This is a genomic window from Streptomyces sp. ISL-98 (genome assembly GCF_018614055.1).
GTDB lineage: Bacteria > Actinomycetota > Actinomycetes > Streptomycetales > Streptomycetaceae > Streptomyces > Streptomyces spiramyceticus.
Genome location: NZ_JAGGPB010000013.1, coordinates 214,375 through 240,332, shown reverse-complemented (window position 1 = coordinate 240,332; position 25,958 = coordinate 214,375). Strand labels below are relative to the sequence as shown.

Sequence of the window (25,958 nt, the reverse complement as noted above, 5' to 3'; positions counted from 1 at the left end):
GCGTGGAAGTTGTCATCGTTCCGGACGCCGGAGCGGGCGGCGAGCTCATCGCGGCAGGGATCGTCGACCTGCTGGGCCGCAAGCCCGGCGCGCTGCTCGGCGTGGCCACCGGTTCGTCCCCGCTGCCCATCTACGAAGCGCTGACCGCCAAGGTCCGCTCCGGCGCCGTCGACGCGTCGCGTGCCCGGATCTGCCAGCTGGACGAGTACGTCGGCCTGCCTGCCGGGCACCCCGAGTCGTACCGCTCGGTCGTACTGCGCGAGGTCGTCGAGCCGCTCGGCCTGTCCGAGGCGTCCTTCATGGGCCCCGACGGCTCCGCCGACGACATCCAGGCTGCGTGCGAGGCGTACGACCGTGCGCTCGCCGAGGCCGGCGGCGTGGACCTCCAGCTGCTCGGCATAGGCACCGACGGGCACATCGGCTTCAACGAGCCGTGCTCCTCGCTCGCCTCCCGCACCCGGATCAAGACGCTGACCGAGCAGACCCGCGTCGACAACGCGCGCTTCTTCGACGGCGACATCGACCAGGTGCCCCACCACGTCATCACCCAGGGCATAGGCACCATCCTGGAGGCCCGCCACCTGGTGCTGCTCGCCACCGGTGAGGGCAAGGCCGAGGCGGTGGCGCAGACCGTCGAGGGGCCGGTCGCCGCGCTGGTGCCTGCCTCCGCGCTCCAGCTGCACCCGCACGCGACGGTCGTCGTCGACGAGGCCGCGGCGTCCAAACTGAAGCTCGCCGACTACTTCCGCGCGACGTACGCGGCGAAGCCGGCCTGGCAGGGGCTGTAAGGCACAAAGACACATGACATGAAGGTGCCGGGGCCCCTCTGTGGGACCCCGGCACCTTCATGTGGTCAGACGTTCGTGAGGCCAGACGTTCGTGAGGTCAGACGCCCGCGACGACCTCCGCCGCCGCCAGCCCGCACACCCGCGCGGCGCCGTGCGTCGCGATGTGCAGGGCGCCCCTCGGCGGCGCCTGGGGCACGCCCATCTCGACGACGACGGTCTCGGGGCGGGCCGCGAGCAGCGCGTCGAGGGCCGCGCCCATCCACGGGTGACGGTGGATGTCCCGTACGACGGCGACGATCCGGCGGTCCCCGGCGGCTGCGAGCACCTGCGTCGCGGCCGTCGGGTTCTCGCTGCTGTACGTGTCCGTCTCAGTGCCCGGGAGCAGTCGCGCGAGCTCGGCCGCCACGCCCCACGGCGTTTCGTCCCCGACGGCGATGTTCGCGACGGGGGTGAAGGCGGCGACGTAGGGGGCTGAGGTGACGGGTGCGGCCGGAGTGGCTGGAGTGGCGTCCGCGGCCCGAGTGATGCGCAGCGCGCGGCGGGCCGCCACCAGGCCGATGCTGGTTTCGGAGCCGGGCGCGGTCCCCTCCTGTGAAGCCACGCCCGGCCCCGAAGCCCCCCGGGCCCCCCTGGTCTGCCGCGTCCATCCCGCGAGCGCGCGCACGCGGGCGGCCGCGTCGGCCAGCCGTTCCTCGGGCAGTTCGCCATCCCGTACGGCCGCGACCAGCGCATCGCGCAGCCGCAGCACGGTCTCGTCGTCCGCCAGGCCGCCGCCGACACAGATCGCGTCGGCGCCGGCGGCGATCGCCAGGACGCTGCCACGCTCGATGCCGTACGTCGCGGAGATGGCCTGCATCTCCATGCCGTCGGTGATGACAAGCCCTTCGTAGCCCAGCTCCTCGCGCAGCAGACCGGTCAGGATCCGCGGGCTCAGAGTCGCCGGGCGGGCCGGGTCGAGCGCAGGAAGAAGGATATGCGCGCTCATCACAGATTTGGAGCCCGCGGCAATCGCGGCACGGAAAGGCACCAGCTCACGGGCGTGCAACGTGGCGAGATCCACATCGATGCGCGGCAGCGCGTGGTGCGAGTCGACGGCGGTGTCGCCGTGGCCGGGGAAGTGCTTGGTGCAGGCGGCGACACCGGAGGACTGGAGGCCCTCGATGTACGCCGCCGTGTGCCGGGCCACGAGCTGCGGGTCGGCGCCGAAGGAACGTACACCGATGACCGGATTGCCCGGATTCGAGTTGACGTCGGCGGACGGCGCCCAGTTGAGGTTGACGCCGCACTCTTCCAGCCGGCGGCCGAGTTCACGGGCGACGGCCCTGGTCAGTTCGGTGTCGTCGACCGCGCCTAGCGCGAGATTGCCGGGGAAGGACGAGCCGCTCCGGACTTCGAGGCGGGTGACGTCACCACCCTCCTCGTCGATCGCGACGAGCACGTCGTCGCGCTCGGCGCGCAACTGTGCGGTGAGCGCCGCCAGTTGTCCGGGAGAGGCGATGTTGCGGCCGAACAGGCCGACGGAGGTGAGGCCTTCACCGACACGGCGCAGCAGCCAGTCGGGGGCGGCGGTGCCGAGGAAGCCCGGCTGGAGGACGGCGAGGGCGTCGCGCGTCAGAGTGTCAGTGCCACGTGCGAAGGTCGTCATGGGAGCGTTACCCCTTCACTGCGCCGGAGGTGAGACCCGATGCCATCTTCTTCTGGACGATCATGAAGAAGACAACGACGGGGATGGCGATGAGCGTCGAGGCGGCCATCAGCGCGCCGTAGTCCACACCGCGGGAGGTGGTGAAGTTCATGAGCCACACATTGAGCGTGTATTTGTCGTTGTCCTGGAGCACGACGTACGCGAGGAGGTACTCGTTCCACGCATTGATCAGCGAGAAGATCGAGGCGGCGGCGAGGCCGGGGGCGAGCAGCGGGAAGATGACGCGCCAGAAGGCGCCCATCCGGCTGCAGCCGTCCACCATCGCGGACTCCTCCAGTTCCTTCGGAATGTTGATCACGAAGCCGCGGATCATCCAGGTCGCGAAGGGCAGCGTGGAGACGAGATAGATGATCGTCACGCCCCAGTACTCGTTGAGCCCGCCCAGGTCGTTGAGCTGGATGTAGATGGGGATGAGCATCGCGGTCGGCGGCAGCAGCTGCACGACGAGCAGCACCATCATGAAGGCCTTGCGGCCGAAGAACCGGAAGCGGCCGATCGCGAAGGCGGCGATGGTGGAGAGCACCATGGCGCCGACGACCGCGGTGACACAGATGATCAGGCTGGACTGGATCGCCGTGCCGAAGTTCGGCATGTTGATGGCCCGCTGGAAGTTGTCGAAGGTGATCGACGAGGGCCACAACGTCTGGTCGTAGCTGCGGATTTCGCTGTTCGGCCGCAGTGCACTGATGACCAGCCAGTAGACCGGGAAGGCCATGACGACGAAGGCCAGCAGCCCTACGACGTTGAAGAGCAGCCGGTTCTTCTTGCGGTCGGGTCGCAGGACCTGGGGAGTGGAGACGCTCACTCGACCTCTCCGATCTTGAGCAGCTGGCGCAGGTAGTACACGGCGACGCCGGACAGCAGCAGGACCGTGATGAGGGAGATCGCCGCGCCCTGGCTGAAGGAGTTGGACTCGAATGCCTTCTCGAAGGAGTAGAGGCCGAGCAGCGCGTACTCCGGTTCCGGCTTGTTGCCGCGAATCAGGAAGACCTGGCCGAAGACATTGAAGTCCCAGATCACCGACAGGGTGGCGACCATCTGGAAGACCGGCTTGATGACCGGCCAGGTGACGTAACGGAATACGCCGCCGGTGCCGGCGCCGTCGAGGGACGCAGCCTCCTCCAGCTCCTTGGGGACCTGGGTCAGCGCGGCGTAGAGCGTGATCGTGACGAAGGGGACAGCGCCCCAGACGACGACCGCGCCGATGATGGTGAAGCCCTGCGTGGAGTCGAGGAACCAGTTGTGGCCCTGGAAGTCCAGGCGCAGATACTCCGTCAGCACCATGTTCAGTACGCCGTAGTCGGAGTCGGCGAACCAGCGGAAGATCGAGGTCGCCACGAGCAGCGGCATCGACCAGGCCGCGATGAGCGCGGCCGTGAGCAGCAGCCGGGCCCAGGTGGACATGCGCTGCATCACCATGGCGAGGCCGAGCCCGATCACCATCGTGGACACCACGCAGGCGGCCATGAAGACGATCGTGCGTACGACGACGTCCCAGAACTCGCCGTCGCCGAGGATCTCGGTGAACTGGTCGAATCCCACCCAGGGGGCGGCTTCCCCGGTCCACAGTTCGCGGCGGCCGACGTCCTGGAAGGACATGATCACCGTCTTGACCAGCGGCCAGACGAACACGGCAGCGATCGCGACGAACGCGGGGGCTATCAGGAGGTACGGCAGCAGGGCGCCGGCCTTCCGCGGCCTGCGTGGCGCACCCTCGGACGGCTCGGGGCCGATGATCTCGGGGGCCTGATCCATGGTTGCCGGGGGGTCTGCTGCTTGAATGTCGGCGGCACTCATCGTGCTGGCTGCCTTCCGTTCGGGCCGGATACCGGAGGGCGGGGGCAGCGGGCCCCGAAGGAACCGCCACCCCCACAAGTGATCAAGAAGCTCTGGTTCAGGACTCTTCGTTGATCAGCTTGTCGATCTCCGCGTCGGCGGCCTTGGTGGCCTCCTCGACCGACTTGCCCTTGATGATGTCGAGCAGCATGACTTCGAGAATTTCCTTCTTCTCGATGGCCGTCCAGCCCGGGGCGATCGGCGTGAACCACGCGTCGGGCACGGCGTTGGCGATCGGAGCGGTCTCCGGCTTGGCCTTCAGCGGCGCGAGCTGCTTGGTGTTGTTCGGCAGGATGTTCTTGGAGGCGAGGACCTCCTGCGACTTCGCGCTCGTGAACATCGAGATCCACTCCTCGCCGAGGTCCTGGACCTTGGACTTGGAGATGGTGGCGAGGTCGGAGCCGCCGATGAAGGACGGCAGGGCCTTGCCGTCGGGGCCGGGCATACCGGCGACGCCGATCTTGTCCTTCAGCTTGGCGTTGCCGTTGGCCTTGGGGTCGATGACGCTGCCGGCTTCCCAGCCGTTGCCGTAGAGAAGAGCGGTCTTCTCATTGGCCATGACGTTGGCGTGGTCCTGCTCGTCCTTGGTCTTGTCGCCGTTGTTGTACGTGTCGACCAGGTCGGTGAAGTGCTTGATGCCCTTCTGCGCCTCAGGCGTGGAGAGGGAGGACTTCCACTCCTTGGTGCCCTCGTCGTACTTGGCTATCTGGCCGCCGTACGCGGCGACGTACGACATGGCGGCGTACCAGTAGCGGCCCGGCAGGTAGAGCGGCGAGAACGCCTTGTCCTTGCCGTACTTCTTGCCGACCTTGTCGAGGGCCTTGGTCAGGTCGGCCTCGGTCTCGGGCAGCTTGTCGGAGCCGGTGCCCGCCTTGAACATGTCCTTGTTGTAGAGCGCTACGCGGGCGCCCGCGTAGTAGGGCACGCAGTACTGCTTGCCCTCGAAGGAACATGTGTCCTTGAGGCCCTTGATCCAGGTGTCGGAATTCTCGTACTTCTTCGGGTCGATCTCGCCGAGAGCACCGTTGAGGATGTATGTCATCGTCTCGGTGTTGCCGAGCTCCACGACGTCCGGGTACTTGTCGCCGGCGAGGGCGGCGTCCAGCTTCTTGGCCTTGTCGCCCCACTGCTGGTACTGGACGTTCACCTTGGTCTTGGGGTACTTCGCCTTGAACTGGGCGTTGACGTCCTTGACCAGCTCGGGCCACGTGCTCTGAGCGTCGACCATCAGCCACACGGTGAGCGTCTCGTTGCGCTCCTTGGGGTCCTTGGAAGCGTTGGAGTCTCCGGAACCACACGCCGCGACCGAAGCCATCATGGCCGTCGCACCAATTGCCGCGATGAGCTTGCGCTTCACGCCACCCTCCTCAGGGATGCAAGAGAATCCCCACACCGCCCGGGAGTTGCGTCGTATCGCTCCTGTCGCATCACTGCTGAAACTGGAGTCGCTGCGCAGGGGCCTGCCCGTGGGGCTGGGACCTGGTCTTTAATGGTTTAGACCAGTACCGGGAGCTTGGCCTAGACCTTTAGGGGTGTCAAGGGTGTATAAGAAGGGCACTCGCGTCCGTTATCGGACCGACACCTGAGTAAGGGCGACGTCCCGTGACGAGGCCGTGCCACCATGTGAGCCGCGACAGTCGGAGGAGCCGGTGACGGCAGCAGCACAGAAGTCGGGAAGGCGGGTCATGGCCACGGACGGGGGCGGCACAGAAGCCGAGGGCGGGCCGGCGACTCGTACGGCGCGCGTACCCAAGTACTACCGGCTAAAGCGGCATTTGCTGGATATGACGGAAACGCTGCCGCCGGGGACGCCGGTGCCGCCGGAGCGGACCCTGGCAGCCGAGTTCGACACGTCACGCACGACCGTGCGCCAGGCGCTGCAGGAGCTGGTCGTCGAGGGCCGCCTCGAACGGATCCAGGGCAAGGGCACCTTCGTGGCCAAGCCCAAGGTCTCGCAGGCCCTCCAACTCACCTCGTACACCGAGGACATGCGGGCGCAGGGCCTTGAGCCCACGTCCCAGCTCCTCGACATCGGGTACGTGACAGCCGACGACACGCTCGCCGGGCTGCTCGACATCAGCCCGGGCGGCCGTGTCCTGCGCATCGAGCGCCTGCGGCTGGCGAGCGGCGAGCCGATGGCCATCGAGACGACGCACCTGTCGGCGAAGCGCTTCCCCGCGCTGCGCCGCTCGCTCGTCAAGTACACGTCGCTCTACACCGCCTTGGCGGAGGTGTACGACGTACGGCTCGCCGAGGCCGAGGAGACCATCGAGACCTCGCTCGCCACGCCGCGCGAGGCCGGGCTGCTCGGTACGGACGTGGGCCTGCCGATGCTGATGCTGTCCCGGCACTCGATCGACGGGAACGGCGATCCGGTGGAGTGGGTGCGCTCGGTCTACCGGGGCGACCGCTACAAGTTCGTGGCGAACCTGAAGCGGCCGGAGACGGACTGACGGCGCCGGCCAAGGAGCGGCCGGGGGTCCGGGGGTTGCCCCCGGAACAGCACAGCGTGGCGAACCTGAAGCCGCCCGAGACGGACTGACCCGGCGGCCCGGCCGACGGCCTGACGGCCTGCCGCGGAGCCCCCCTGACCTGCGGCGACGTCACCGTGTCCGTACCGATATGCGGACGGGGGGTTACGGACGGCGGTCACAGCGCCTAGATTTCGCGCACGTTACGAGGAAGATCGCGCGAGGGGACGGATCGTCATGCCGGAATCGACACCTCCACCCGAGGGGCAACGGGCACTGTCCCCGAAGTCCATAGCCATATGGGCCACGGTGGCCCTCGTCGGAGCGATCGGCTGGTCCGTCCTCGCTCTCTCGCGGGGCGAAGAGGTCTCCGCCGCCTGGATGCTGGTGGCGGCCCTCGGCTCGTACGCCATCGCGTACCGCTTCTACTCGCGCTTCATCGCCAACCGCGTCCTGAAGGTCGACAAGAACCGGGCCACCCCCGCCGAGCGGCTCGACAACGGCGTCGACTTCCACCCCACCGACCGGCGCGTCCTGTTCGGGCACCACTTCGCCGCGATCGCGGGCGCCGGGCCGCTGGTCGGGCCCGTGCTCGCCGCGCAGATGGGCTACCTGCCCGGCACGATCTGGATCATCGTCGGCGTCATCTTCGCCGGCGCCGTCCAGGACATGGTGACGCTGTTCTTCTCCACGCGCCGCAACGGCCGTTCGCTCGGCCAGATGGCACGTGACGAGATAGGGCCCTTCGGCGGCGCGGCCGCGCTGATCGCCGTCTTCGCCATCATGATCATCCTGCTCGCGGTGCTCGCGCTGGTCATCGTCAACGCCCTCGCGCACTCGCCGTGGGGCGTCTTCTCCATCGGCATGACGATCCCGATCGCGCTCTTCATGGGCGTATACCTGCGCATTCTGCGTCCCGGCCGGGTCAGCGAGGTGTCGCTCATCGGCGTATCGCTGCTGCTGCTCGCGATCGTCGCGGGCGGCTGGGTCGCTGAGTCGTCGTGGGCGGACACATTCACGCTGGAGCCGGGCACGCTCGTCATCTGGATGATCGTCTACGGCTTCCTGGCCTCGGTGCTGCCGGTGTGGCTGCTCCTGGCCCCGCGCGACTACCTCTCGACGTTCATGAAGGTCGGCACGATCGGGCTGCTGGCGCTCGGCGTCTTCATCGCCCTGCCGACGCTGAAGATGGACGCCGTCACCGACTTCGCGACCAGCGGCACGGGCCCGGTCTTCGCCGGCTCGATGTTCCCGTTCGTCTTCATCACCATCGCCTGCGGCGCGCTCTCCGGCTTCCACTCCCTGGTCTCTTCGGGCACCACCCCGAAGATGGTCCAGAAGGAGACGCAGATCCGGATGATCGGTTACGGCGCCATGCTGACCGAGTCGTTCGTCGCGGTCATGGCGATGATCACGGCCTGCATCATCGACCCGGGCCTGTACTTCGCGATCAACTCGCCCGCCGGTGTGATCGGTGACAACGTCCAGGCCGCGTCCGAAGCGGTGACCAACCTCGGATTCTCCATCTCCCCCGACGCGCTGGCCAAGGCGGCGGCGGACGTCGAGGAGCAGAGCCTCCTGTCGCGCACCGGTGGTGCGCCGACCTTCGCGCTCGGCATGTCGGAGATCTTCTCGGCGGTCGTCGGCGGAGCCGGGATGAAGGCGTTCTGGTACCACTTCGCCATCATGTTCGAGGCGCTGTTCATCCTCACCACGGTGGACGCAGGCACCCGCGTCGGCCGCTTCATGCTCCAGGACATGCTCGGCAACGTCTACAGGCCGTTCCGCCAGGTCAGCTGGAAGCCGGGCGTCTGGTTCGCCAGCGCGGTCGTCGTCGGCGGCTGGGGCTACTTCCTGTGGGTCGGCGTGCACGACCCGCTGGGCGGCATCAACCAGCTCTTCCCGCTGTTCGGCATCGCCAACCAGCTCCTCGCCGCCGTCGCACTCGCCGTCTGCACCACACTGCTCGTCAAGTCCGGGCGGCTGAAGTGGGCATGGGTCACCGCCGTCCCGCTCGCCTGGGACGCCGCGGTCACGCTCACCGCGAGCTGGCAGAAGATCTTCTCGGACGACGTGAAGGTCGGCTTCTTCGCCCAGCGCGACAAGTACCAGGCGGGCATCGACGCCGGCCAGGTACTGCCGCCCGCCAAGAGCCTCGACGACATGCACACCGTCGTCACCAACTCCACGGTCGACGGCGTGCTGTGCGCGCTCTTCGCGATCCTCATCGTGGTGGTGCTCGTCGACGCGGCCAGGGTGTGCGTCAAGGCGGTCCGCCACCCCGCGAGCGCCACGCTCAGCGAGGCTCCGTTCGTCGAGTCGCGGCTCGTCGCGCCCGCGTCGATCATCGCGACCAAGGAGGAGAAGGCGGAGCTCGTGGCGGCGGGCCTCGGCCCGGAGGGCGGCATCCGCAAGGAGGCCGAGCCCGTCGGTACGGGGACGGCCGGGGCGGAGACAGTCGGAACAGGAACGCCGGAATGACCCTCACGGACGTGCGCCGGGCGGCGGGCCGGATCCGTTGGTACGTCCGCGAGCTGACGGGCGAGTCGACGTACGACCGCTATGTCGCGCACGCCCGTTCCCACGACCCCCAGGCCCCGGTCATGACCCGCCGGGAGTTCGAGCGCAGCCGCACCGACGCCCGCGAGGCAGACCCCCGCGAGGGCTTCCGCTGCTGCTGAGCCAGTGACACGACCGGCAGTTGTACGGGCCGTCGCATCCCCCGGGGATGCGACGGCCCGTCGCCGTACCCGCGCTCATTAGGATCGCGGATCATGAATACGGAGATGTTGTTCCTCGCCCTCCTCGTCGTCGTCGTGCTGGTGGGCTCGATCACCGATGGCCGGATCAAACGAACCACCCGCAACGTCGCCCGCCTCGAGCGCAAGATCGATCTCATCCTCGGCCAGTTGGGCATCCAGGAAGCCGATCCCGAACTGGACCGGGTCAACGCGCTCCTGCGGGACGGGAAGAAGATTCCGGCGATCAAGCTCTACCGCGAGATCACGGGCGCCGACCTCGTGGAGGCCAAGAACGCCGTCGAGCGGATGGAGAGCCAGATATGAGATCGCGCCCGTCCGTCGACTGAGACACAACACGCCCGAGAGGCGTACGGGGCCTGCGGGGGCTCCTCCCAACTGCCGCAAGGGCCCGGCAGGGGACAGGTTCCCGCAGGGCCCACCACGCGCACCGACACAACATCTGGGGGGTGCCTCATCCAACCGCCCCCACATGTATGCTCAACCTCGCTGTCGCCGCAGGGGAATCCGGTGCGAATCCGGAACTGTCCCGCAACGGTGTGATCGGTGTGCTTTCGCGCACCCAGGAGTCCGACCACCTGCCGACGGCGCATCCGGCTCGACCGAACCGGATGCCGACACGCCGGGCCTCGCGGTTGGGCCGGTGGACGCTACGTGATGTGCCGCCCTTCAAGGGTGTCGTGCGCCCGTACGCCCCCACCCCCCTCCCCGTCGGCCCCGAGCCGAGCGAGGGAGAGCACCCCGTGACCATCGCGCCAGCCGATCCGGCAACTGCCACAGCAACTGCCACGGCTACCGCCACGGAGTCGTCCGACGGACCCGGGACCGTACTTCTGCGGACCCTGACCGACCTCACCGCCGACCTTCCCGACACCGACCCGGGCAAGGTCGCCGCCGCGGCGCTGCGCGGCCGGAACGCCGGTTCCGACGCAGCCGAGTTGCGGGGGCTCGCCACCGACGCCGCCGCCGGTCTCATCTCCGAGGACCCGGCGTACTCGCGGCTCGCGGCCCGGCTGCTCACCCGCACGATCCGCGACGAGGCGGCGACGCAGGGCGTGCGGACCTTCTCGGAGTCGGTCTCCGTCGGCCACCGCGAGGGCCTCATCGCGGACCGTACGGCCGACTTCGTCGCCACCCACGCCGCCCGCCTCGACGCGCTGATCGACCCCACTGCGGACGACCGCTTCGGCTACTTCGGCCTGCGCACGGTCTACAGCCGCTACCTGCTGCGCCACCCGATCACGCGCCAGGTCATCGAGACGCCGCAGCACTTCATGCTGCGCGTCGCCTCCGGCCTCGCCGAGAACGACTCCGTCCCCGCCGTCGACGAAGTCGCCTCCCTCTACCGGCTGATGAGCCGCCTCGACTACCTCCCGTCCTCCCCGACGCTCTTCAACTCCGGCACCCGGCACCCGCAGATGTCCTCCTGCTACCTGCTGGACTCGCCGCAGGACGAGCTCGACTCGATCTACGACCGCTACCACCAGGTCGCGCGCCTGTCGAAGCACGCGGGCGGCATCGGCCTCGCGTACTCCCGCATCCGCGCCCGCGGTTCGCTGATCCGCGGCACGAACGGGCACTCCAACGGCATCGTGCCGTTCCTGAAGACGCTCGACGCCTCGGTCGCGGCGGTCAACCAGGGCGGCAGGCGCAAGGGCGCCGCCGCCGTGTACCTGGAGACCTGGCACGCGGACATCGAGGAGTTCCTGGAGCTCCGCGACAACACCGGTGAGGACGCCCGGCGTACGCACAACCTGAACCTCGCGCACTGGATCCCCGACGAGTTCATGCGCCGCGTCGACGCGGACGCCGACTGGTCGCTGTTCTCGCCGTCGGACGCGCCCGAGCTGGTCGACCTGTGGGGCGACGAGTTCGACGCCGCGTACCGCAAGGCCGAGGCGGCGGGCCTGGCCCGCAAGACGATCCCGGCCCGCGACCTGTACGGCCGCATGATGCGCACGCTCGCCCAGACCGGCAACGGCTGGATGACCTTCAAGGACGCGTCGAACCGTACGGCCAACCAGACGGCCGAGCCCGGCTCCGTCGTCCACTCCTCCAACCTCTGCACCGAGATCCTCGAGGTCACGGACGACGGCGAGACGGCCGTCTGCAACCTCGGTTCGGTCAACCTCGGTTCGTTCGTCACCGAGGCCGGCGACATCGACTGGGAGCGCCTGGACGAGACGGTCCGTACCGCCGTCACCTTCCTCGACCGCGTCGTCGACATCAACTTCTACCCGACCGAGCAGGCGGGCCGCTCCAACTCCCGCTGGCGCCCGGTGGGCCTGGGCGCGATGGGCCTCCAGGACGTTCTCTTCAAGCTGCGGCTGCCCTTCGACTCCGCCGAGGCGAAGACCCTCTCCACGAAGATCGCCGAGCGCATCATGCTCGCCGCGTACGAGGCCTCCTGCGACCTCGCGGAACGCAACGGTCCACTGCCCGCCTGGGCCGAGACCCGCGCGGCGCGCGGCGTCCTGCACCCCGACCACTACGGCGTCGAGACGACCTGGCCGGAGCGCTGGGACGCGCTGCGTGCCCGTATCGCCAAGACCGGAATGCGCAACTCCCTGCTCCTCGCGATCGCGCCGACCGCGACCATCGCATCGATCGCGGGCGTGTACGAGTGCATCGAGCCGCAGGTCTCCAACCTCTTCAAGCGCGAGACGCTCAGCGGTGAATTCCTCCAGGTCAACGCCTACTTGGTGGAGGACCTGAAGAAGCTCGGCGTCTGGGACGCCCAGTCCCGCGAGGCGCTGCGCGAGTCCAGCGGCTCGGTCCAGGGCTTCAGCTGGATCCCGGAGGAGGTACGGGCGCTGTACCGCACCGCGTGGGAGATCCCGCAGCGCGGACTGATCGACATGGCGGCGGCCCGTACGCCGTACCTCGACCAGTCGCAGTCCCTCAACCTCTTCCTGGAGACGCCGACCATCGGCAAGCTCAGCTCGATGTACGCGTACGCCTGGAAGAAGGGGCTGAAGACGACGTACTACCTGCGCTCGCGCCCCGCGACCCGCATCGCGCGCGCGGCCTCCGCCGCCGCCCCCATCCCCGTACAGCAGGCTCCGGCTCCCGACGCGGACGCGATCGCCTGCTCCCTTGAGAACCCCGAGTCCTGCGAGGCGTGCCAGTAATCATGAGTGACAAGAACCTTCTCGACCCGGGCTTCGAGCTGACCCTGCGCCCCATGCGCTACCCGGACTTCTACGAGCGCTACCGGGACGCGATCAAGAACACCTGGACGGTGGAAGAGGTCGACCTCCACTCGGACGTCGCCGACCTCGCCAAGCTCACCCCCGGTGAGCAGCACATGATCGGCCGGCTGGTCGCGTTCTTCGCGACGGGCGACTCGATCGTCTCCAACAACCTGGTGCTGACCCTCTACAAGCACATCAACTCCCCCGAGGCGCGGCTGTATCTCTCCCGCCAGCTCTTCGAGGAGGCCGTGCACGTCCAGTTCTACTTGACGCTGCTCGACACCTACCTGCCCGACCCGGACGACCGCGCGGCGGCGTTCGACGCGGTCGAGGAGATCCCCTCGATCCGCGAGAAGGCACAGTTCTGCTTCAAGTGGATCAATGAGGTCGAGAAGCTCGACCGGCTGGAGACCAAGGCCGACCGCCGCCGATTCCTCCTCAATCTGATCTGCTTCGCGGCGTGCATCGAGGGCCTGTTCTTCTACGGCGCCTTCGCGTACGTGTACTGGTTCCGCTCGCGCGGCCTGCTGCACGGCCTGGCGACCGGCACCAACTGGGTGTTCCGTGACGAGACGATGCACATGAACTTCGCGTTCGAGGTCGTGGACACCGTCCGCAAGGAGGAGCCGGACCTCTTCGACGACGCCCTCCAGCAGCAGGTCACGGACATGCTGAAGGAGGCCGTCGAGGCGGAGCTCCAGTTCGGCCGCGACCTGTGCGGTGACGGCCTGCCCGGCATGAACACCGAGTCGATGCGCGAGTACCTCCAGTGCGTCGCCGACCAGCGCCTGGAACGCCTCGGCTTCGCCCCGGTGTACGGCTCGGAGAACCCGTTCTCCTTCATGGAGCTCCAGGGCGTGCAGGAACTGACGAACTTCTTCGAGCGCCGCCCGTCGGCGTACCAGGTCGCGGTCGAGGGCTCGGTCGCCTTCGACGACGACTTCTAGACCGCTACACCGCGAGCGGGCGGTCGCGCCTGGCGTCGTGAAGGACCGTGCCCCACCAGTGAAGCTGGTCGAGCAGGACCTTCGCGGCGCCGTTCGGCTCTTCGGGGTTCTTGAGGCTCCCGTCGGGGCTGAAGAGCTCGTAATAGCGGGGGAACGAGACGTAGTCGCGGACCGTGTGGGCGTGCAGCTCGTTGAAGACCTGGCGGAGCTGTTCGATGGCCAGGAGGCCGCCGCTGCCGCCGCTGTAGCCGACGAAGCCGATCGGCTTGGCCTGCCATTCGGTGTAGTGCCAGTCGATCGCGGCCTTGAGCGAGGCCGGGAAGCTGCGGTTGTAGTCCGGCGTCAGCACGACGACCGCGTCGGCGGCGGCGATCCGGCGGGTGAGGGGCTCCATGCTCGCGGGGCGGGCCAGGTCGGGCTGCATCGCCGGCGGCACAGTCGGCAGCTCCAGCGGGATCGGCGTGTCCGCCAGGTCGATGAGGTCTACGGTGAACCGGCCGTGCTGCTCGGCCTGTTCGACGAACCAGTTGGCGACGACCGGTCCGAACCGGCCCTCCCTGACGCTTCCGATGATGATCGCGAGGTTGAGGGGCGTCTCACTGGGCATGGCTGTGCTCCTTGTCCGGTTGTCCGGCATACGAGGTGTGGGAGTGACCCGTCGGGGGTCACGTCCCTCAATCTGCCGGGTACAGCCGGGACCAGGAAGGCCGGGCCGAGACTGGTAGTGGCAGGGCCACGATCCGGTCCGGCAGCCGGTGTTACGTTCAGAAGGTGAGCGACAACGAGCTGGGCCTCTTCCTGCGCATCCGCCGTGAAGCCGTCACACCCGCCGAGGTGGGGCTGCCCACCGGCTCCCGCCGCCGCACACCGGGACTGCGCCGCTCCGAGCTGGCCACGCTCGCGGGCGTCAGCGTCGAGTACGTGACACGTCTGGAGCAGGGGCGCGACCGCCGGCCCTCCGCCCAGGTGCTGTCCGCGCTGGCCGACGCGCTGCGGCTGACCGCGAGCGAGCGCGTCCACCTGCACCGCCTCACCAAGGCGGCCGACGCGGGCTTCAACTGCATGGGCGGCGCGTCACCCGTCCGTACGGTACGGCCCACCGTGCGGGCGCTCCTCGACCGGCTGGAGCCCACACCCGCCGTGCTGGTCAACCGACTGAGCGAGATCCTCGCCTGGACGGAGGGTTACGAGCGGCTGGCGGGCCCGGTCGGCCTGCTGGACGGCACGCCGCCGAACCTCGCCCGCTTCGTGTTCACCGACCCCCGGGCGCGTACCGCGTACCCCGACTGGGGCCTCGTCGCCGACGAGCAGGTGGCGGCGCTCAAGCAGGGCCCTTTCCGGGCGGACGCGCATGTCGCGGTGCTCGCCGACGAGTTGACCGTCACCGCCGGTGCGGACTTCAGCGGGCGCGTGGACACGCTGCCGGGGCTTCCCCCGTCCAGCGGCGTCACCCGCCTCGTGCACCCCGAGGCGGGCGAGCTGAGGCTGGCGTACGAGACGCTCGAACTGCCCGCCGACGACGACCAGCGCCTCATCGTTCACCTGCCGGCCGACGACAGCACGTCCGCCGCGATGGACCGCCTGACCGGCCGTCGGCCGGGCGCCCTGCGCGCTGTTTCCGGCTGACGCGGGCGGGGGTTCTCGGCCTCTCGGAGCTGACGGTCGATCCGGCGTTCTCTGGCGTGCCCGATGAAGGAAGGGAGGGTGAGGAGCAGGAAGACGATCAGGACTGCGAGGTAGTTCAGGAAGGTTGTCATGGCTCCACTGTGGTCTTCTGCGCCCAGAAAAGTGAGTGGCAGGACTGTCATGGAACCTCGAATTGCTGCCACACTGCGAGCATGCTGAAAAACGTGGCCGTGGCGCTGGTCGACGGAGTCAATCCCTTCGAACTCGGCGTCATCTGTGAGGTGTTCGGGATCGACCGCAGCGATCAGGGCCTGCCGGTCTACGACTTCGCGATCTGCGCCGCCGAACCGGGCCCTCTGAGCGCCCGTTCCGGCGCCTTCTCCATCTCCGTACCGCACGGGCTCGACCGGCTGGACAGCGCCGACCTCATCGCCATCCCCGCCGACCAGCACTGCGAGGCCCGCACCTACCCCGAGCCGCTGCTCGACGCCCTGCGCCGGGCCGTCGACCGCGGGGCCCGGGTGCTCAGCGTCTGCTCGGGCGCGTTCGTACTGGGGGCGGCGGGGCTGTTGGACGGGCGCCGGTGCACGACCCACTGGCGGCACTCCGCGGAGCTGGCCCGCCGCCATCCGCGGGCGCGGGTCGAGCCGGACGTGCTGTACGTCGAAGAGGGTCAGGTCATCACGTCGGCCGGCACCGCCGCCGGGATCGACGCCTGCCTGCATGTCGTACGCCAGGAACACGGTTCCGAGGTCGCCAACACCATCGCCCGCCGCATGGTCGTCCCGCCGCACCGCGACGGCGGCCAGGCGCAGTACATCGAGCGTCCGTTGACGTACGCACGCTGCGACACGGTGGGCGAGGTGCTGGCCTGGATGGAGCGGCATCCGGACCAGGAGATGACCGTGGAGCAACTGGCCGAACGGGCGCACATGTCGCCCCGGACGTTCGCGCGCCGCTTCCTCCAGGAGACGGGCACGACGCCGTACCGCTGGCTGCTGCGCCAGCGGGTCCTCCTCGCCCAGGAGTTGCTGGAGGCGACGGACGACACGGTGGACGCGATCGCCGGCCGCGCGGGCTTCGGGAACGCGGCGGCGCTGCGTCATCAGTTCGTACGGTCACTGGGCACGACCCCGAACGCCTACCGCCGCACATTCCGGGGCCCGGCACAGGCCGCGTAGGGTCCGTGCCGGGCTTCCGGTGCGGCCGTCAGGACACGCCGCAGCTGGACGCGGACCAGTAGCGGCTCGCGCGGTGGTCCAGGTGGGTGTGGTCGCTGTGGCCCGGGTAGCCGGGGCCGAGGATCCCGCTGAAGCCGTGGTTACGGGCCTGCTTGGCCAGGGTGCACAGGGAGTGCGGGCCGGCCCCAAGGTCGGCGGCGTCGCCGTACAGGTGGCGGCTGCTCGACGCTCCGCCGACCGCGTCGTTGCAGGCGTACGAGCGGAAGCCGCTGGTGACGGTGATGGGCTGGTCGCCCAGCGCGTGCCGCAGCGCCTCCAGCTTCCACATGGTGCGCAGGGCGTTGGACTTGGCGGTGGCCGCGCTCACCGCCCCGCCCGCCCAGGTGCTGTTGCAGTCGTTGAGCTCGGCGTAGGTGAAGTGGACGGGTGTGCAGTCGTCGTCCTGGAGGGCGTAGAGCTTGCTGAAGGTGGCGGTTCCCGCGACGCCGTCCGCACTCAGCCCGTACGCGGACTGGAAACGCTTGACGGCAGCGGTGGTCGCGGGGCCGTAGTCGCCGTCGGTGGCGAGCACGGCGCCGTATCCGGGGTAGCCGCCCAGCCGGATCTGGAGCTGGGTGACGTCGGCGCCGGTGGCGCCCTGGGAGAGGGTGCGGGTCCAGGTGTAGCAGCCGTCGGCGTGCGCGGTGCCGGCGGTGGCGACCGTACCGGCCAACGCCGCAACCATGAGCATGACAATACTGAGCACACATCTCGCGGTACGTCGGAGCATTGGACCTCCATGCCGAGAAACGGGAAGCACAGGAGCGGGGGCACGCCCGACACTGACGCTCCCGTGGATGCGCGTCAACAGGGCGTCGACCAGGGTCATTTGTCCGACCAATGGCGACAGTGACGGCAGCCAAGAGGGCCCCGCACCGGCGAACCGGCGGCGCGGGGCCCTCCTGGCGTCGTACGTACGCGAGATCAGTCGTTCGGGACGACCTCGTAGCGCGGGGTGCCCTCCGCCATCTGCTTCAGCGCGTCCTTGCGGTCGCGCTTCGACAGACGGTCGATGTACAGGTAGCCGTACAGGTGGTCCGTCTCGTGCTGGAGGCAGCGCGCGAAGTAACCGCTGCCGCGCACCTTGATGGCGTTGCCCCGGGCGTCCTGGCCATGCACGACCGCGTAGTCGGGGCGGGCCAGTTCGGCGTACGCCGTGGGGACGGACAGGCAGCCCTCGTTCGCCTCGTCCAGATTGCGCTGGTCCTGCGGGAGGTCTTCGAGGACCGGGTTGCAGACGACACCGACGTGACGCACACCGTCGTCGTCCATGCAGTCGTAGACGAAGACCTTGAGGTCGACACCGATCTGGTTGGCGGCGAGGCCGACGCCCTCGGCCGCCCGCTGACTGGCGAACATGTCGTCGATCAGCGCGGCCAGCTTGTCGTCGAACTCGGTGACGTCCTTGCACTCCTTGTGGAGGACCGGGTTGCCGACGACGGTTACGGGGCGGGCGGTGCCGCGCGCGCGGTACGCCTGCTCGCGCTCCTCGGTGTCCTCCGTGTCCACGACGAACCCGTCGTTGATGACCTGCTGGTCCGTCTCCTGCTGCGACATGTCCGCCGTACGCCTTCCTCAAAACCCCGGAACACCGAATGATGTGCCCATACAGCCTAAGGGCACCGCCCGGGGCACGTGGCCTCAGCAGACTTCTTCGAGGTCCCGCCACTCGCGGCTGTCCGGGCTGTCGGCGACCCAGCCGTCCAGCAGCCCCCGGACCAGACCGGCCGGCGCCGCTATGCCGCACTCGCGCTCCGGCACCCACAGCTCGCCGGCCGTGCGGTGGCCGAGCGGCCCCGGGTGTCCCGGCTCGCTGTGGTCGTGCGGGTCCAGGTGCTCGCCGTCGCCCTCGTCGCTGGGCATCTGCGACTCGGAGCAGGCGCGGCAGAGCAGCCGTACGGACGACGACCAGTCCTCGGCGGCGAAACCAGCGTCGGCGGCCAGCCGCTCCAGGGCGTCCCTGTCGGCCTCGGTCGCCGCCTCCAGGAGCACCACCCAGGTGGGCACGGGCGAGGGCGCCCAGAGCTCGATCTCGTCGAATACGGGGAACGAAGGGCCCGCGGCCGTGACGCGCTCGCCGTGCGGTACGCCGTCGTGCAGGACGACCTCGCCCCAGCGCCGCCCGGACGAGGGCAGCGGAATCGACAGCACCTCGATACGGGCCGGGTCGAGCCTGCGGCCCCACACCACTTCGGCCTCGCCCTCGGGCGACAGGCGGACGGCAGCGCTGCCGAGCTCCATGCCGACGGGCTCGCCGCTCTCGGTGGGCTCACCGGGCACCTTGAGGCCGTACGCCTGCCAGGCGCGGCGGGCGAGCGGCCAGTCCTGGAGGGCGGTGGCCGCGATGCCGACGTTCCACCAGTCCGGAGCGCCGGTCTCCCGGTCCAGGAGCGCGACAGCGCGCAGGCCCGCAGACCGTGCCTGTTCCCAGTCGTGCCGGAACTTGTGCAGCAGCGCGAGGTTGAACCAGGACTCGGACAACCAGGGTTCGAGATCCGCCGCGCGCGTCAGCAGCGCCCCCGCGTCCTCGTACCGACCGTCACCGATCAGCGTGAACGCGCGGTCGGTGGCCTGCCGCCACGAGGCGGAGGGCCGATGCCGTACCTTCCCGAAGATCCTCACGATTCCCGCCTGCCGGTCGCTGAAGGGCCAGTACCCCCGGGCACCTTCTACTTCGACTTTCTCCTCTTCTTTGCATCCAACCATGCCCGGTCACAGAGGCGCTCATTACCCATGGGTTACCCAGGTGGGGACGGGGTCAGACCGCCTCGCGACAGGACGCGCGCCAGGGATTCCACGACCTCGGGCTGATAGTCGTTTCCCGTGCCCAGGCGGAGCTGTTCCAGGGCGCTGAGCGGTCCGCCCAGTCCCCCGCTGCTTTCCCCCGAGAGATCGTCGTATGCGTTGACGGCGCGGACGATTCGGGCGGGCAGCGGCTGCTCCCGGTACGGGTCGGCCTGCCGCTCCACGACCACGGCGACCTCGGCGGGCACCCCGGTCTGGCGTACGACGGCTCCGCCGAGCAGGGCGATGCGGCGCTGTTCCGCGGGCGGCAGGGAGGCGGTGGCCCCGGCGGGGACAGGGTCGAGGAGGGAGAGCTGTCCGATGTCGTGCATCAGGGCGGCGTACTCCAGGACAGTGAGGTCCGGCTCCGAGAGGCCGAGCTCGCGGCCAACGGCGCCGCTGAGGAGGGCGACGCGGCGTGCGTGGCCGGGCGGGGTGTAGCCGGCGATCTCGGTGGCGCGGGCCAGGGAGGTGATGGTCTGGCGGTACGTCGTACGGACGGCCGCGAACCGCCGGAACGCCATCTGCGTGAGCAGCAGCGGCACGCAGAAGACGGGCAGCGCCCACAGTCCGGCGACGGCGACGCCGAGCGCCATGACGGCCCCCGTGGCGCAGACGGCGGAGCCGATCCCGAGCAGGGCCCGCAGCTCGTCCCTGAGCAGCGGGCCGTACGGGATGGGGGTCCCTCCCATGCTCTTAAAGCTATGGGGGCAGGTGCGGGCACGCGCCATGGCGGCGGCGATCACGGCGTCGCACAGGGCGGTGAGGACGAGGAGGAAGAGCAGGCAGATCGCGTAGTACGCGCCGTGGCCGACCCACTCCCGCAGCATCCCGGAGTTGTACAGCGGCTGGAAACAGACGGCCGCGAAGGCGACGGTGAGGACGCGGCGGGCGACCTGGCCGACGTCGGGCCCGTGCCCGCGCGCGATGTGCGGCACCGCCCCGACGAGGGCGGCGGTCACGACCACGGCGACGACCTGGAGCACGCCGTGGGTGGTGGGCTGCGCGGCGTTCTGCCCGAGCAGGGCGTACGCGAGGGCGCCGGCGGAGCCGAGCGGCGTGGGGTGCCGCTCGGGTCCCCGGGCCCCCCAGCGGCCGAGCTCGCCGACGGTGATGAGAACCCCGAAGGCGAGGGCGACACCGGGCTCGGCGAGCCCGTACCAGAGGGTGCTGCCGAGGGCGTAGGCGGTGAGCGCGGCGGCGGCGCAGTACACGAGGGCAAGAGCCGACGGCGGCTGCGCCCGCCTCCGCCTCGGCACACGCCCGCTGAGGCCCCACGGGACGGCACTCACGCGGACCGGCCGGAGTCGGGGGCAAGGGCGGCGTCGGGGGCGGAGCCGGATGCGGGGGGCGCATCGGGGGTGCGCGCAGGGGGCGCATGGGGGGCGTGACTGGGCGGGACGTTTCCTCTGGACGTGCTGTGGGTATCTGCGGCGACTCGTGCGGGCGGCGGAGTCTGTTCGTCCGCGGTCACCGGCTGGTGCCATCCGTGCCGGTCCAGGGCCCGGATCAGCGCCGCCACCATGACCGGGTCGAACTGCGTCCCCGCGCACCGGTCCAGCTCCTCCACCGCCGTACCGACCGGCCTGGCCCGCTGGTACGAGCGGTTCGACGTCATCGCGTCGAACGCGTCGGCGACGGCGACGACCCGTGCGAACTCCGGGATCTGGGTGCCCGCCAGACCGTACGGGTACCCACTGCCGTCGAGACGCTCGTGGTGGTGCAGGATCGCGGACCGCGCCTCTCCGAGGAAGCCGATGCCGCGGACCATTTCGTGCCCGTACTCGGGATGCAGCTCGATGACGCGGCGCTCCTCCGGGGTCAGTGGGCCGTCCTTGCGCAACAGCCGTGTAGGGACGCCGAGTTTGCCGACGTCGTGCAGGATTCCGGCGAAGCGCAGAACCTCGATGCGGTCCTCGTCCATGCCCAGCTCGCGGGCGATCATCACGGAGGCCCGGCCGACGCGTTCGCTGTGCCCGCGGGTGTACCGGTCCTTGATGTCGACGGCCTGTACAAGGGCGCGGATGGTGGCCTGATGGGCGGCGCGCTCGCGGTGGTACTGAGCGAAGATCCAGCAGGAGATGTACATGGGGAGGAGTACGAAGAGCGCGGCGAGGGGGCCGTACGGACTGCGCCACAGGACGGCCATCATCAGCCCCGCCAGACCCTGCACGCAGTGCGGCGCGAGGGACCGCAGCAGCAGCCCGCGCCAGGCGCTGCGGACGGGCAGCCGTTCGGCGGTGGCGAGAATGCCGCCGTCGAGGGCGCACAGGACCAGGCAGAAGGCAAGGACGGCGGCGCCGGCGGGCACCATGACGTACGGAAAGTCGGGCACCGCCGCGTGCGCCGCCGAGGCCCCTGCGCCCGCGCCCGTACCCGCTCCCCCGCCGCCGAGCGGGGCCCGGCCGTCGAGGGCCGTGCAGACGTGCGCCGCGGCCCAGGCGGCGAGCGCCAGCTGCGCCGCGCGCCAGGCCCGCCGTACCGCGCGGGGGCGCTGCTCGACATGGCCGACGAGCGCCCCCGGTACGGCGACGAGCGCGGCGGCCGACGGAGGCAGGAGCAGTACGGCGGCGAGCAGCACCGGGAAGAAGGACCCCGCCCCGACCCGTACGGCACTGACGAGGAAGGGCCGGCGGCCGAGCAGCTCGCAGGCGGCGTACACCACGGCGAGCAGCGTGACGGGGCCCCACGGGGTGCGGGCGGCGGGGTGGAAGGCGGGGAGGACGCAGCAGGCGGCCGCGAACAGCGCACAGAGGATGTACGACCGCGCCGCACCCGTCAGAGCTCTCACCAGGTTCGCTCCCGCGTCCGTTACCGTTCGCCCGCGCCAATTCGTGCGCCACGCTAGCGAGTTGAACGGGTGGGAACAGAACGAAGCGGCCGATTAGCACGTTCGAGTGATAATCGGCCGCTTTCGTCCCAGCGTCCGTAGACGCACTGCACAGACGCACTGCGCGCGGAGGCTAGGGCCCCGCGACGCCGCGGAGACACCCCCTAGGGCAAGCCCTAGGCCTCCTCTGTCACAGCCGTCACATCCTGGTCGGGCACGGCCTGACCGGAACGGATCAGGTCGATGCGCCCCATGACCTTGGACCGCAGGTCCGCCGGTACGTCGTCACTGCCGCAACAGCGCTTCACCAGCTTCTTCACGGCCTGTTCGAGGCCGTACTTCTCCAAGCACGGGGAGCACTCCTCGAAGTGCGTCTCGAACTTGTTGCAGTCGCTGTCGGGCATCTCGTGGTCGAGGAACTCGTAGAGGTGATCCAGGACCTCTGAGCAGTCAGTCTCGTGCGGCTCTCCGCAGCTCATGAGCCCGAACCTTTCCCGTCGTTCGACTCCCCGGCTCCCGCCGGTACCAGCCCGCGGTCACGCGCGTAGTCCTCGAGCATGCCGCGCAGTTGACGGCGGCCCCGGTGCAGCCGGGACATCACCGTGCCGATGGGTGTACCCATGATGTCCGCGATCTCCTTGTACGCAAAGCCCTCCACATCCGCGAGATAGACCGCTATGCGGAACTCCTCGGGGATCGCCTGCAGCGCGGACTTTACGTCCGAGTCGGGCAGGTGGTCGAGCGCCTGCGTCTCGGCGGAGCGCAGGCCGGTCGACATGTGCGACTCGGCGCGTGCGAGCTGCCAGTCCTCGATCTCCTCGGCGGCGCTGCGCTGAGGTTCGCGCTGCTTCTTCCGGTACGTGTTGATAAACGTGTTCGTCAGAATGCGGTAAAGCCAGGCCTTCAGATTCGTACCCTCGCGGAACTGGTGGAAGGACCCGTACGCCTTGGCATACGTCTCCTGCACCAGGTCCTCCGCGTCGGCCGGATTACGTGTCATACGCAATGCGGCGGAGTACATCTGGTCGAGGAAACCAAGAGCGTCACGCTCGAAGCGCGCGTTGCGCTCGGCGGTGGTCTCCGGCGTGTTCTCCTCTGCCGCCTGGCCGTCGTCGGTCCCCCTGTCGGTCCCAGTGACCGGACCCACCTCCTCCAACGCCTTGGCAGGACCGAATGCGGACCCGCTCGAATCGGAGGATAGACGACGATCCGACCCGGCCGCCGCCCGACGAGGAGCGGTTTTGGCCGCACTGAGCACCGTCCACTCCAGGTCAGCGGTGTTCGAGCGGCTCGGGCAGATGGTCGAACCCATGCGACGGACTCCCTCTCCACGTACGTGCTGCGTATGTCGTCGCACCGAATAACAGAGGTGTCGTGCTCAGCATTCCCGCAGGCCGTCGATCCAGGTCGCGACACCGCTCGTGATGGCTTCGACGACCTGTTCCTCCGTCGACCCGGCCTTCTTCGGCACGGCGAAACCATGATCGGCGTACGGGACCTCCAGGAGCTCGTAATCGCCCTCGGGGAACTCGGCGGGCTTCCCGAACGGATCGTTTCCACCCTGTACGACCAGGGTGGGTACGCCGGCCCCGAGCAGCTCCTCCGCCCGGGACTTCTCGGGCTTGCCGGGAGGGTGCAGCGGAAAGCTCAGCGCGAGCACGGCACAGGCCCCCAGTTCGGTCGCCGTACGGCACGCCACACGCGCCCCGGCGCTGCGCCCGCCGGCCACCACCGGCAGCCCGGCCCTGGCCAGCGCGGGCCACAGGTCGCGCCATCCGGCGTCCAGGGTCTTGGGGGCGGGCGCGAGCTTCTTCCCGGCCACGCGCCAGGGCTGCTCCACCAGAGCGACGGTGACCCCGCGCGGGGGCAGGGCGGCAGCGAGCCCCTGCAGGTCCCGGGCCCCGATGCCGCCGGCGGCGCCGTGGCTCACGGCCAGCACTATGCGCGGCTGCTTGGCCTCGGCCCAGGTGATCCGCGCCTCACCGACACCCGTCTCAACGATCTCGCTCTGCGTCACGCCCCCATCCTGCCTTTCCGCGCGTACGGCGCGGGGTCGACCCACCCACGCGCCCGCACAGGTGCCGCACCCCGCGCCGGCGCACACGCACCGCACCGCGCCCCGCCCCGCCCCGCCTCAGAACAAGGTCCCCACCTCCGGCGCCGCCAGCTCCTCCAGCAGCTCCGGACCGTTGTTCTTGACGTTGCTCACCGCCGTGCTCACCGGATACGCCCGCATCAGCCCGCCCGGTGGCGCCGCGAGCAGTGTCCGTACGTCCTCGATGTCCGTACGGGCCGGATCCAGCCACGCATCCCACCGGTCCGGCGTCAGCATCAGTGGCATCCGGGGGTGGATGTCGGCCAGCGACCCGGGGCCCTCGGCCGGTGCCACCGCCAGCGGTGACTTCTCCGCCTCGGTGGTGATCACCGAGCACGTCACCCACCAGGCCTGCGGATGGTCCCCCGGCAGCGTCGCATCGCGCCAGAAGTCGTAGAGACCGGCCATCGCCATGACCGACCCGTCCGCCGGGGTCACGAAGTACGGCTGCTTTCGCGCCCGCTTCTTCTTCCCCTCCACCTCCAGCTGCCGCTCGTCCGCGCCGGTGACCCACTCGTAGTAGCCGTCGGCCGGGACGAGGCAGCGCCGCGAAACGAACGGCTGCTTGAACGACGGCTTCTCGTGCACCGACTCCGCCCGCGCGTTGATCATCCGCGCCGCACCCTCGGGTGACTTCGCCCACGACGGCACGAGCCCCCACTTCATCTTCCTCAGCTGCCGAACCGGACGCCGATCGGCTGCGTCTTTGAGAGGACGCTCCAGGACCACGTGGACTTCCTTGGTCGGAGCCACATTCCAGTCCGGGGCGAGCGCCTCCTTCGGCTCCCACTTCTGCACATCGAAGAGCCCGACGAGGTCCTCGGGCCTCCGGCTCGCTGAATACCGTCCGCACATAAGTGCCACACTGCCACGACTGCCCAGACCTCAAGGAGCCGCCCGAACAATGGACAGCACCAATCTCGGCGCCCTGTGGGACCGCGTCTTCGGCGCGCAACCCGACCCCGATCAATGGCTCGTGATAGCGACGGCCGCCGTTGCACTCGCCGTCGTCGTCCCGCGCGTTGTCTGGCGCCTGTCGCGCAACGCCATCACCATCGCCCACGAGGGCGGCCACGGCCTGATCGCGCTCCTCACCGGCCGCAGCCTGGACGGCATCCGCCTCCACTCCGACACGAGCGGCCTCACCGTCAGCCGCGGCAAGCCGACCGGCATTGGCATGATCCTCACGGCCGCCGCCGGTTACACCGCCCCGCCGCTCCTCGGTCTCGGCGGCGCCTGGCTGCTCGCCGCGAACCACATCACGCTCTTCCTCTGGATCGCCACGGCCCTGCTCATCGCCATGCTGGTGATGATCCGCAACGCGTACGGGGCGCTCACCGTGATCCTCACGGGTGCGGCCTTCCTGCTGATCTCCTGGCTGACCTCCCCGGAGGTCCAGGCCGCTTTCGCGTACGCCGCTGTCTGGTTCATGCTCATCGGCGGTGTACGCCCCGCCTTCGAGCTCCAGTCAAAGCGCCGCCACGGCGGAGCCCCCGATTCCGACGCCGACCAGCTGTCACGCCTCACGCACGTGCCTGCCGCGATGTGGCTGTTCCTCTTCCATACGGTGTCGGTGTGTGCGCTGCTGGGCGGCGGCCGCTGGCTGCTAGGCATTTAGGGCGTGTCCGCCCTGGCACCGTTGAGTTACGCCCCGGTTTCGGCGCATTTGATCAAGATCTGTGTCCGCCACATGCCACTAAAGT

Annotated in this window: 24 protein-coding genes and 1 riboswitch; of the genes, 10 read left to right on the top strand and 14 right to left on the bottom strand. The window is 69.5% G+C overall.

Features of this window, described 5'->3' with window-relative positions:
• The first annotated feature begins 2 nt into the window (after nt 1-2).
• A complete protein-coding gene (gene nagB, locus J7I98_RS10420; RefSeq protein WP_214920339.1) occupies nt 3-788 on the top strand; it encodes a glucosamine-6-phosphate deaminase in 786 nt (261 codons plus the stop codon).
• Between the two features lie 97 nt (nt 789-885).
• On the opposite strand, the gene J7I98_RS10415 is transcribed toward nagB, so the two are convergent.
• From J7I98_RS10415 to J7I98_RS10400, 4 genes are all read right to left on the bottom strand, one after another.
• The gene (locus J7I98_RS10415) at nt 886-2,433 is read right to left on the bottom strand and encodes a glycoside hydrolase family 3 protein (RefSeq protein ID WP_214920338.1); all 1,548 of its coding nucleotides are present in this window, start codon (nt 2,431-2,433) and stop codon (nt 886-888) included.
• A gap of 7 nt (nt 2,434-2,440) precedes the next feature.
• A complete protein-coding gene (locus J7I98_RS10410; RefSeq protein ID WP_214920337.1) occupies nt 2,441-3,298 on the bottom strand; it encodes a carbohydrate ABC transporter permease in 858 nt (285 codons plus the stop codon).
• Nucleotides 3,295-4,290: a carbohydrate ABC transporter permease gene (locus tag J7I98_RS10405; protein WP_214920336.1), complete on the bottom strand. Its 996-nt coding sequence runs from the start codon at nt 4,288-4,290 to the stop codon at nt 3,295-3,297. The genes J7I98_RS10410 and J7I98_RS10405 overlap by 4 nt, the downstream gene beginning before the upstream one ends.
• Before the next feature lie 97 nt (nt 4,291-4,387).
• Complete coding sequence (locus J7I98_RS10400; RefSeq protein WP_214920335.1) at nt 4,388-5,686, bottom strand: sugar ABC transporter substrate-binding protein; 1,299 nt, start codon at nt 5,684-5,686, stop codon at nt 4,388-4,390.
• A gap of 328 nt (nt 5,687-6,014) precedes the next feature.
• Between J7I98_RS10400 and J7I98_RS10395 the strand changes: the two genes are divergently transcribed.
• The 6 genes from J7I98_RS10395 (at nt 6,015) to J7I98_RS10370 (ending at nt 13,700) form a co-directional block, all read left to right on the top strand.
• Nucleotides 6,015-6,782: a GntR family transcriptional regulator gene (locus J7I98_RS10395; protein ID WP_214920334.1), complete on the top strand. Its 768-nt coding sequence runs from the start codon at nt 6,015-6,017 to the stop codon at nt 6,780-6,782.
• A 255-nt stretch (nt 6,783-7,037) separates the two neighbouring features.
• Entirely contained in the window at nt 7,038-9,281 is a 2,244-nt protein-coding gene (locus J7I98_RS10390) for a carbon starvation CstA family protein (protein ID WP_214920333.1), read from the top strand.
• Nucleotides 9,278-9,481: a YbdD/YjiX family protein gene (locus tag J7I98_RS10385; RefSeq protein WP_214920332.1), complete on the top strand. Its 204-nt coding sequence runs from the start codon at nt 9,278-9,280 to the stop codon at nt 9,479-9,481. The genes J7I98_RS10390 and J7I98_RS10385 overlap by 4 nt, the downstream gene beginning before the upstream one ends.
• A 93-nt stretch (nt 9,482-9,574) precedes the next feature.
• On the top strand, nt 9,575-9,865 hold the full coding sequence (locus J7I98_RS10380) for a ribosomal protein L7/L12 (protein ID WP_251020398.1): 291 nt from the start codon (nt 9,575-9,577) through the stop codon (nt 9,863-9,865).
• Nucleotides 9,866-10,018: 153 nt separating this feature from the next.
• Nucleotides 10,019-10,160: riboswitch (cobalamin riboswitch) on the top strand.
• A 142-nt stretch (nt 10,161-10,302) separates the two neighbouring features.
• Nucleotides 10,303-12,690 carry a ribonucleoside-diphosphate reductase subunit alpha gene (locus J7I98_RS10375; protein ID WP_214920331.1) on the top strand — a complete coding sequence of 796 codons (2,388 nt, stop codon included), beginning with the start codon at nt 10,303-10,305 and terminating at the stop codon, nt 12,688-12,690.
• Between the two features lie 2 nt (nt 12,691-12,692).
• Entirely contained in the window at nt 12,693-13,700 is a 1,008-nt protein-coding gene (locus J7I98_RS10370; protein ID WP_214920330.1) for a ribonucleotide-diphosphate reductase subunit beta, read from the top strand.
• 4 nt (nt 13,701-13,704) lie between these two features.
• Here the strand turns inward: J7I98_RS10370 and J7I98_RS10365 are convergent, their stop codons facing one another.
• On the bottom strand, nt 13,705-14,307 hold the full coding sequence (locus J7I98_RS10365; protein ID WP_214920329.1) for an NADPH-dependent FMN reductase: 603 nt from the start codon (nt 14,305-14,307) through the stop codon (nt 13,705-13,707).
• A gap of 164 nt (nt 14,308-14,471) precedes the next feature.
• Between J7I98_RS10365 and J7I98_RS10360 the strand changes: the two genes are divergently transcribed.
• Complete coding sequence (locus tag J7I98_RS10360; protein ID WP_214920328.1) at nt 14,472-15,326, top strand: helix-turn-helix domain-containing protein; 855 nt, start codon at nt 14,472-14,474, stop codon at nt 15,324-15,326.
• Nucleotides 15,327-15,538: 212 nt separating this feature from the next.
• Nucleotides 15,539-16,507 (top strand): helix-turn-helix domain-containing protein, encoded by a 969-nt coding sequence (locus J7I98_RS10355; RefSeq protein ID WP_214920327.1) that lies wholly within the window; start codon nt 15,539-15,541, stop codon nt 16,505-16,507.
• Nucleotides 16,508-16,535: 28 nt separating this feature from the next.
• Here the strand turns inward: J7I98_RS10355 and J7I98_RS10350 are convergent, their stop codons facing one another.
• The 9 genes from J7I98_RS10350 to J7I98_RS10310 form a co-directional block, all read right to left on the bottom strand.
• Nucleotides 16,536-17,276, bottom strand: coding sequence for a D-Ala-D-Ala carboxypeptidase family metallohydrolase (locus tag J7I98_RS10350; protein ID WP_214920326.1), 741 nt, complete (start codon nt 17,274-17,276; stop codon nt 16,536-16,538).
• Between the two features lie 194 nt (nt 17,277-17,470).
• Nucleotides 17,471-18,103, bottom strand: a complete 633-nt coding sequence (def, locus tag J7I98_RS10345; protein WP_214920325.1) for a peptide deformylase — start codon at nt 18,101-18,103, stop codon at nt 17,471-17,473.
• An 84-nt stretch (nt 18,104-18,187) separates the two neighbouring features.
• A complete protein-coding gene (locus J7I98_RS10340; RefSeq protein ID WP_214920324.1) occupies nt 18,188-19,168 on the bottom strand; it encodes a hypothetical protein in 981 nt (326 codons plus the stop codon).
• A gap of 116 nt (nt 19,169-19,284) precedes the next feature.
• Entirely contained in the window at nt 19,285-20,544 is a 1,260-nt protein-coding gene (locus J7I98_RS10335) for an HD-GYP domain-containing protein (RefSeq protein ID WP_214920323.1), read from the bottom strand.
• Between the two features lie 74 nt (nt 20,545-20,618).
• Nucleotides 20,619-22,121, bottom strand: a complete 1,503-nt coding sequence (locus J7I98_RS10330; RefSeq protein ID WP_214920322.1) for an HD-GYP domain-containing protein — start codon at nt 22,119-22,121, stop codon at nt 20,619-20,621.
• A gap of 215 nt (nt 22,122-22,336) precedes the next feature.
• Nucleotides 22,337-22,639: a mycothiol system anti-sigma-R factor gene (gene rsrA / locus J7I98_RS10325; RefSeq protein ID WP_214920321.1), complete on the bottom strand. Its 303-nt coding sequence runs from the start codon at nt 22,637-22,639 to the stop codon at nt 22,337-22,339.
• Complete coding sequence (locus J7I98_RS10320; RefSeq protein ID WP_214920320.1) at nt 22,636-23,307, bottom strand: sigma-70 family RNA polymerase sigma factor; 672 nt, start codon at nt 23,305-23,307, stop codon at nt 22,636-22,638. Before J7I98_RS10320 ends, rsrA begins: the two co-directional genes overlap by 4 nt.
• A 231-nt stretch (nt 23,308-23,538) precedes the next feature.
• Nucleotides 23,539-24,177, bottom strand: coding sequence for an alpha/beta family hydrolase (locus J7I98_RS10315; RefSeq protein ID WP_214920319.1), 639 nt, complete (start codon nt 24,175-24,177; stop codon nt 23,539-23,541).
• Nucleotides 24,178-24,294: 117 nt separating this feature from the next.
• A complete protein-coding gene (locus J7I98_RS10310) occupies nt 24,295-25,110 on the bottom strand; it encodes an SOS response-associated peptidase (RefSeq protein ID WP_214920318.1) in 816 nt (271 codons plus the stop codon).
• A 49-nt stretch (nt 25,111-25,159) separates the two neighbouring features.
• On the opposite strand from J7I98_RS10310, the gene J7I98_RS10305 reads away from it, so the two are divergent.
• On the top strand, nt 25,160-25,873 hold the full coding sequence (locus J7I98_RS10305; RefSeq protein ID WP_214920317.1) for a M50 family metallopeptidase: 714 nt from the start codon (nt 25,160-25,162) through the stop codon (nt 25,871-25,873).
• Nucleotides 25,874-25,958: the final 85 nt, after the last annotated feature.

Excerpts from the sequence above, each read along its gene's own strand:
- J7I98_RS10415 (WP_214920338.1), bottom strand. The coding sequence starts at position 2,433 with ATGACGACCTTCGCACGTGGCACTGACACTCTGACGCGCGACGCCCTC.
- J7I98_RS10405 (WP_214920336.1), bottom strand. The coding sequence starts at position 4,290 with ATGAGTGCCGCCGACATTCAAGCAGCAGACCCCCCGGCAACCATGGAT.
- J7I98_RS10395 (WP_214920334.1), top strand. The coding sequence starts at position 6,015 with ATGGCCACGGACGGGGGCGGCACAGAAGCCGAGGGCGGGCCGGCGACT.
- J7I98_RS10390 (WP_214920333.1), top strand. The coding sequence starts at position 7,038 with ATGCCGGAATCGACACCTCCACCCGAGGGGCAACGGGCACTGTCCCCG.
- J7I98_RS10385 (WP_214920332.1), top strand. The coding sequence starts at position 9,278 with ATGACCCTCACGGACGTGCGCCGGGCGGCGGGCCGGATCCGTTGGTAC.
- J7I98_RS10380 (WP_251020398.1), top strand. The coding sequence starts at position 9,575 with ATGAATACGGAGATGTTGTTCCTCGCCCTCCTCGTCGTCGTCGTGCTG.
- J7I98_RS10370 (WP_214920330.1), top strand. The coding sequence starts at position 12,693 with ATGAGTGACAAGAACCTTCTCGACCCGGGCTTCGAGCTGACCCTGCGC.
- J7I98_RS10365 (WP_214920329.1), bottom strand. The coding sequence starts at position 14,307 with ATGCCCAGTGAGACGCCCCTCAACCTCGCGATCATCATCGGAAGCGTC.
- J7I98_RS10355 (WP_214920327.1), top strand. The coding sequence starts at position 15,539 with ATGCTGAAAAACGTGGCCGTGGCGCTGGTCGACGGAGTCAATCCCTTC.
- J7I98_RS10350 (WP_214920326.1), bottom strand. The coding sequence starts at position 17,276 with ATGCTCCGACGTACCGCGAGATGTGTGCTCAGTATTGTCATGCTCATG.
- def (WP_214920325.1), bottom strand. The coding sequence starts at position 18,103 with ATGTCGCAGCAGGAGACGGACCAGCAGGTCATCAACGACGGGTTCGTC.
- rsrA (WP_214920321.1), bottom strand. The coding sequence starts at position 22,639 with ATGAGCTGCGGAGAGCCGCACGAGACTGACTGCTCAGAGGTCCTGGAT.
- J7I98_RS10310 (WP_214920318.1), bottom strand. The coding sequence starts at position 25,110 with ATGTGCGGACGGTATTCAGCGAGCCGGAGGCCCGAGGACCTCGTCGGG.
- J7I98_RS10305 (WP_214920317.1), top strand. The coding sequence starts at position 25,160 with ATGGACAGCACCAATCTCGGCGCCCTGTGGGACCGCGTCTTCGGCGCG.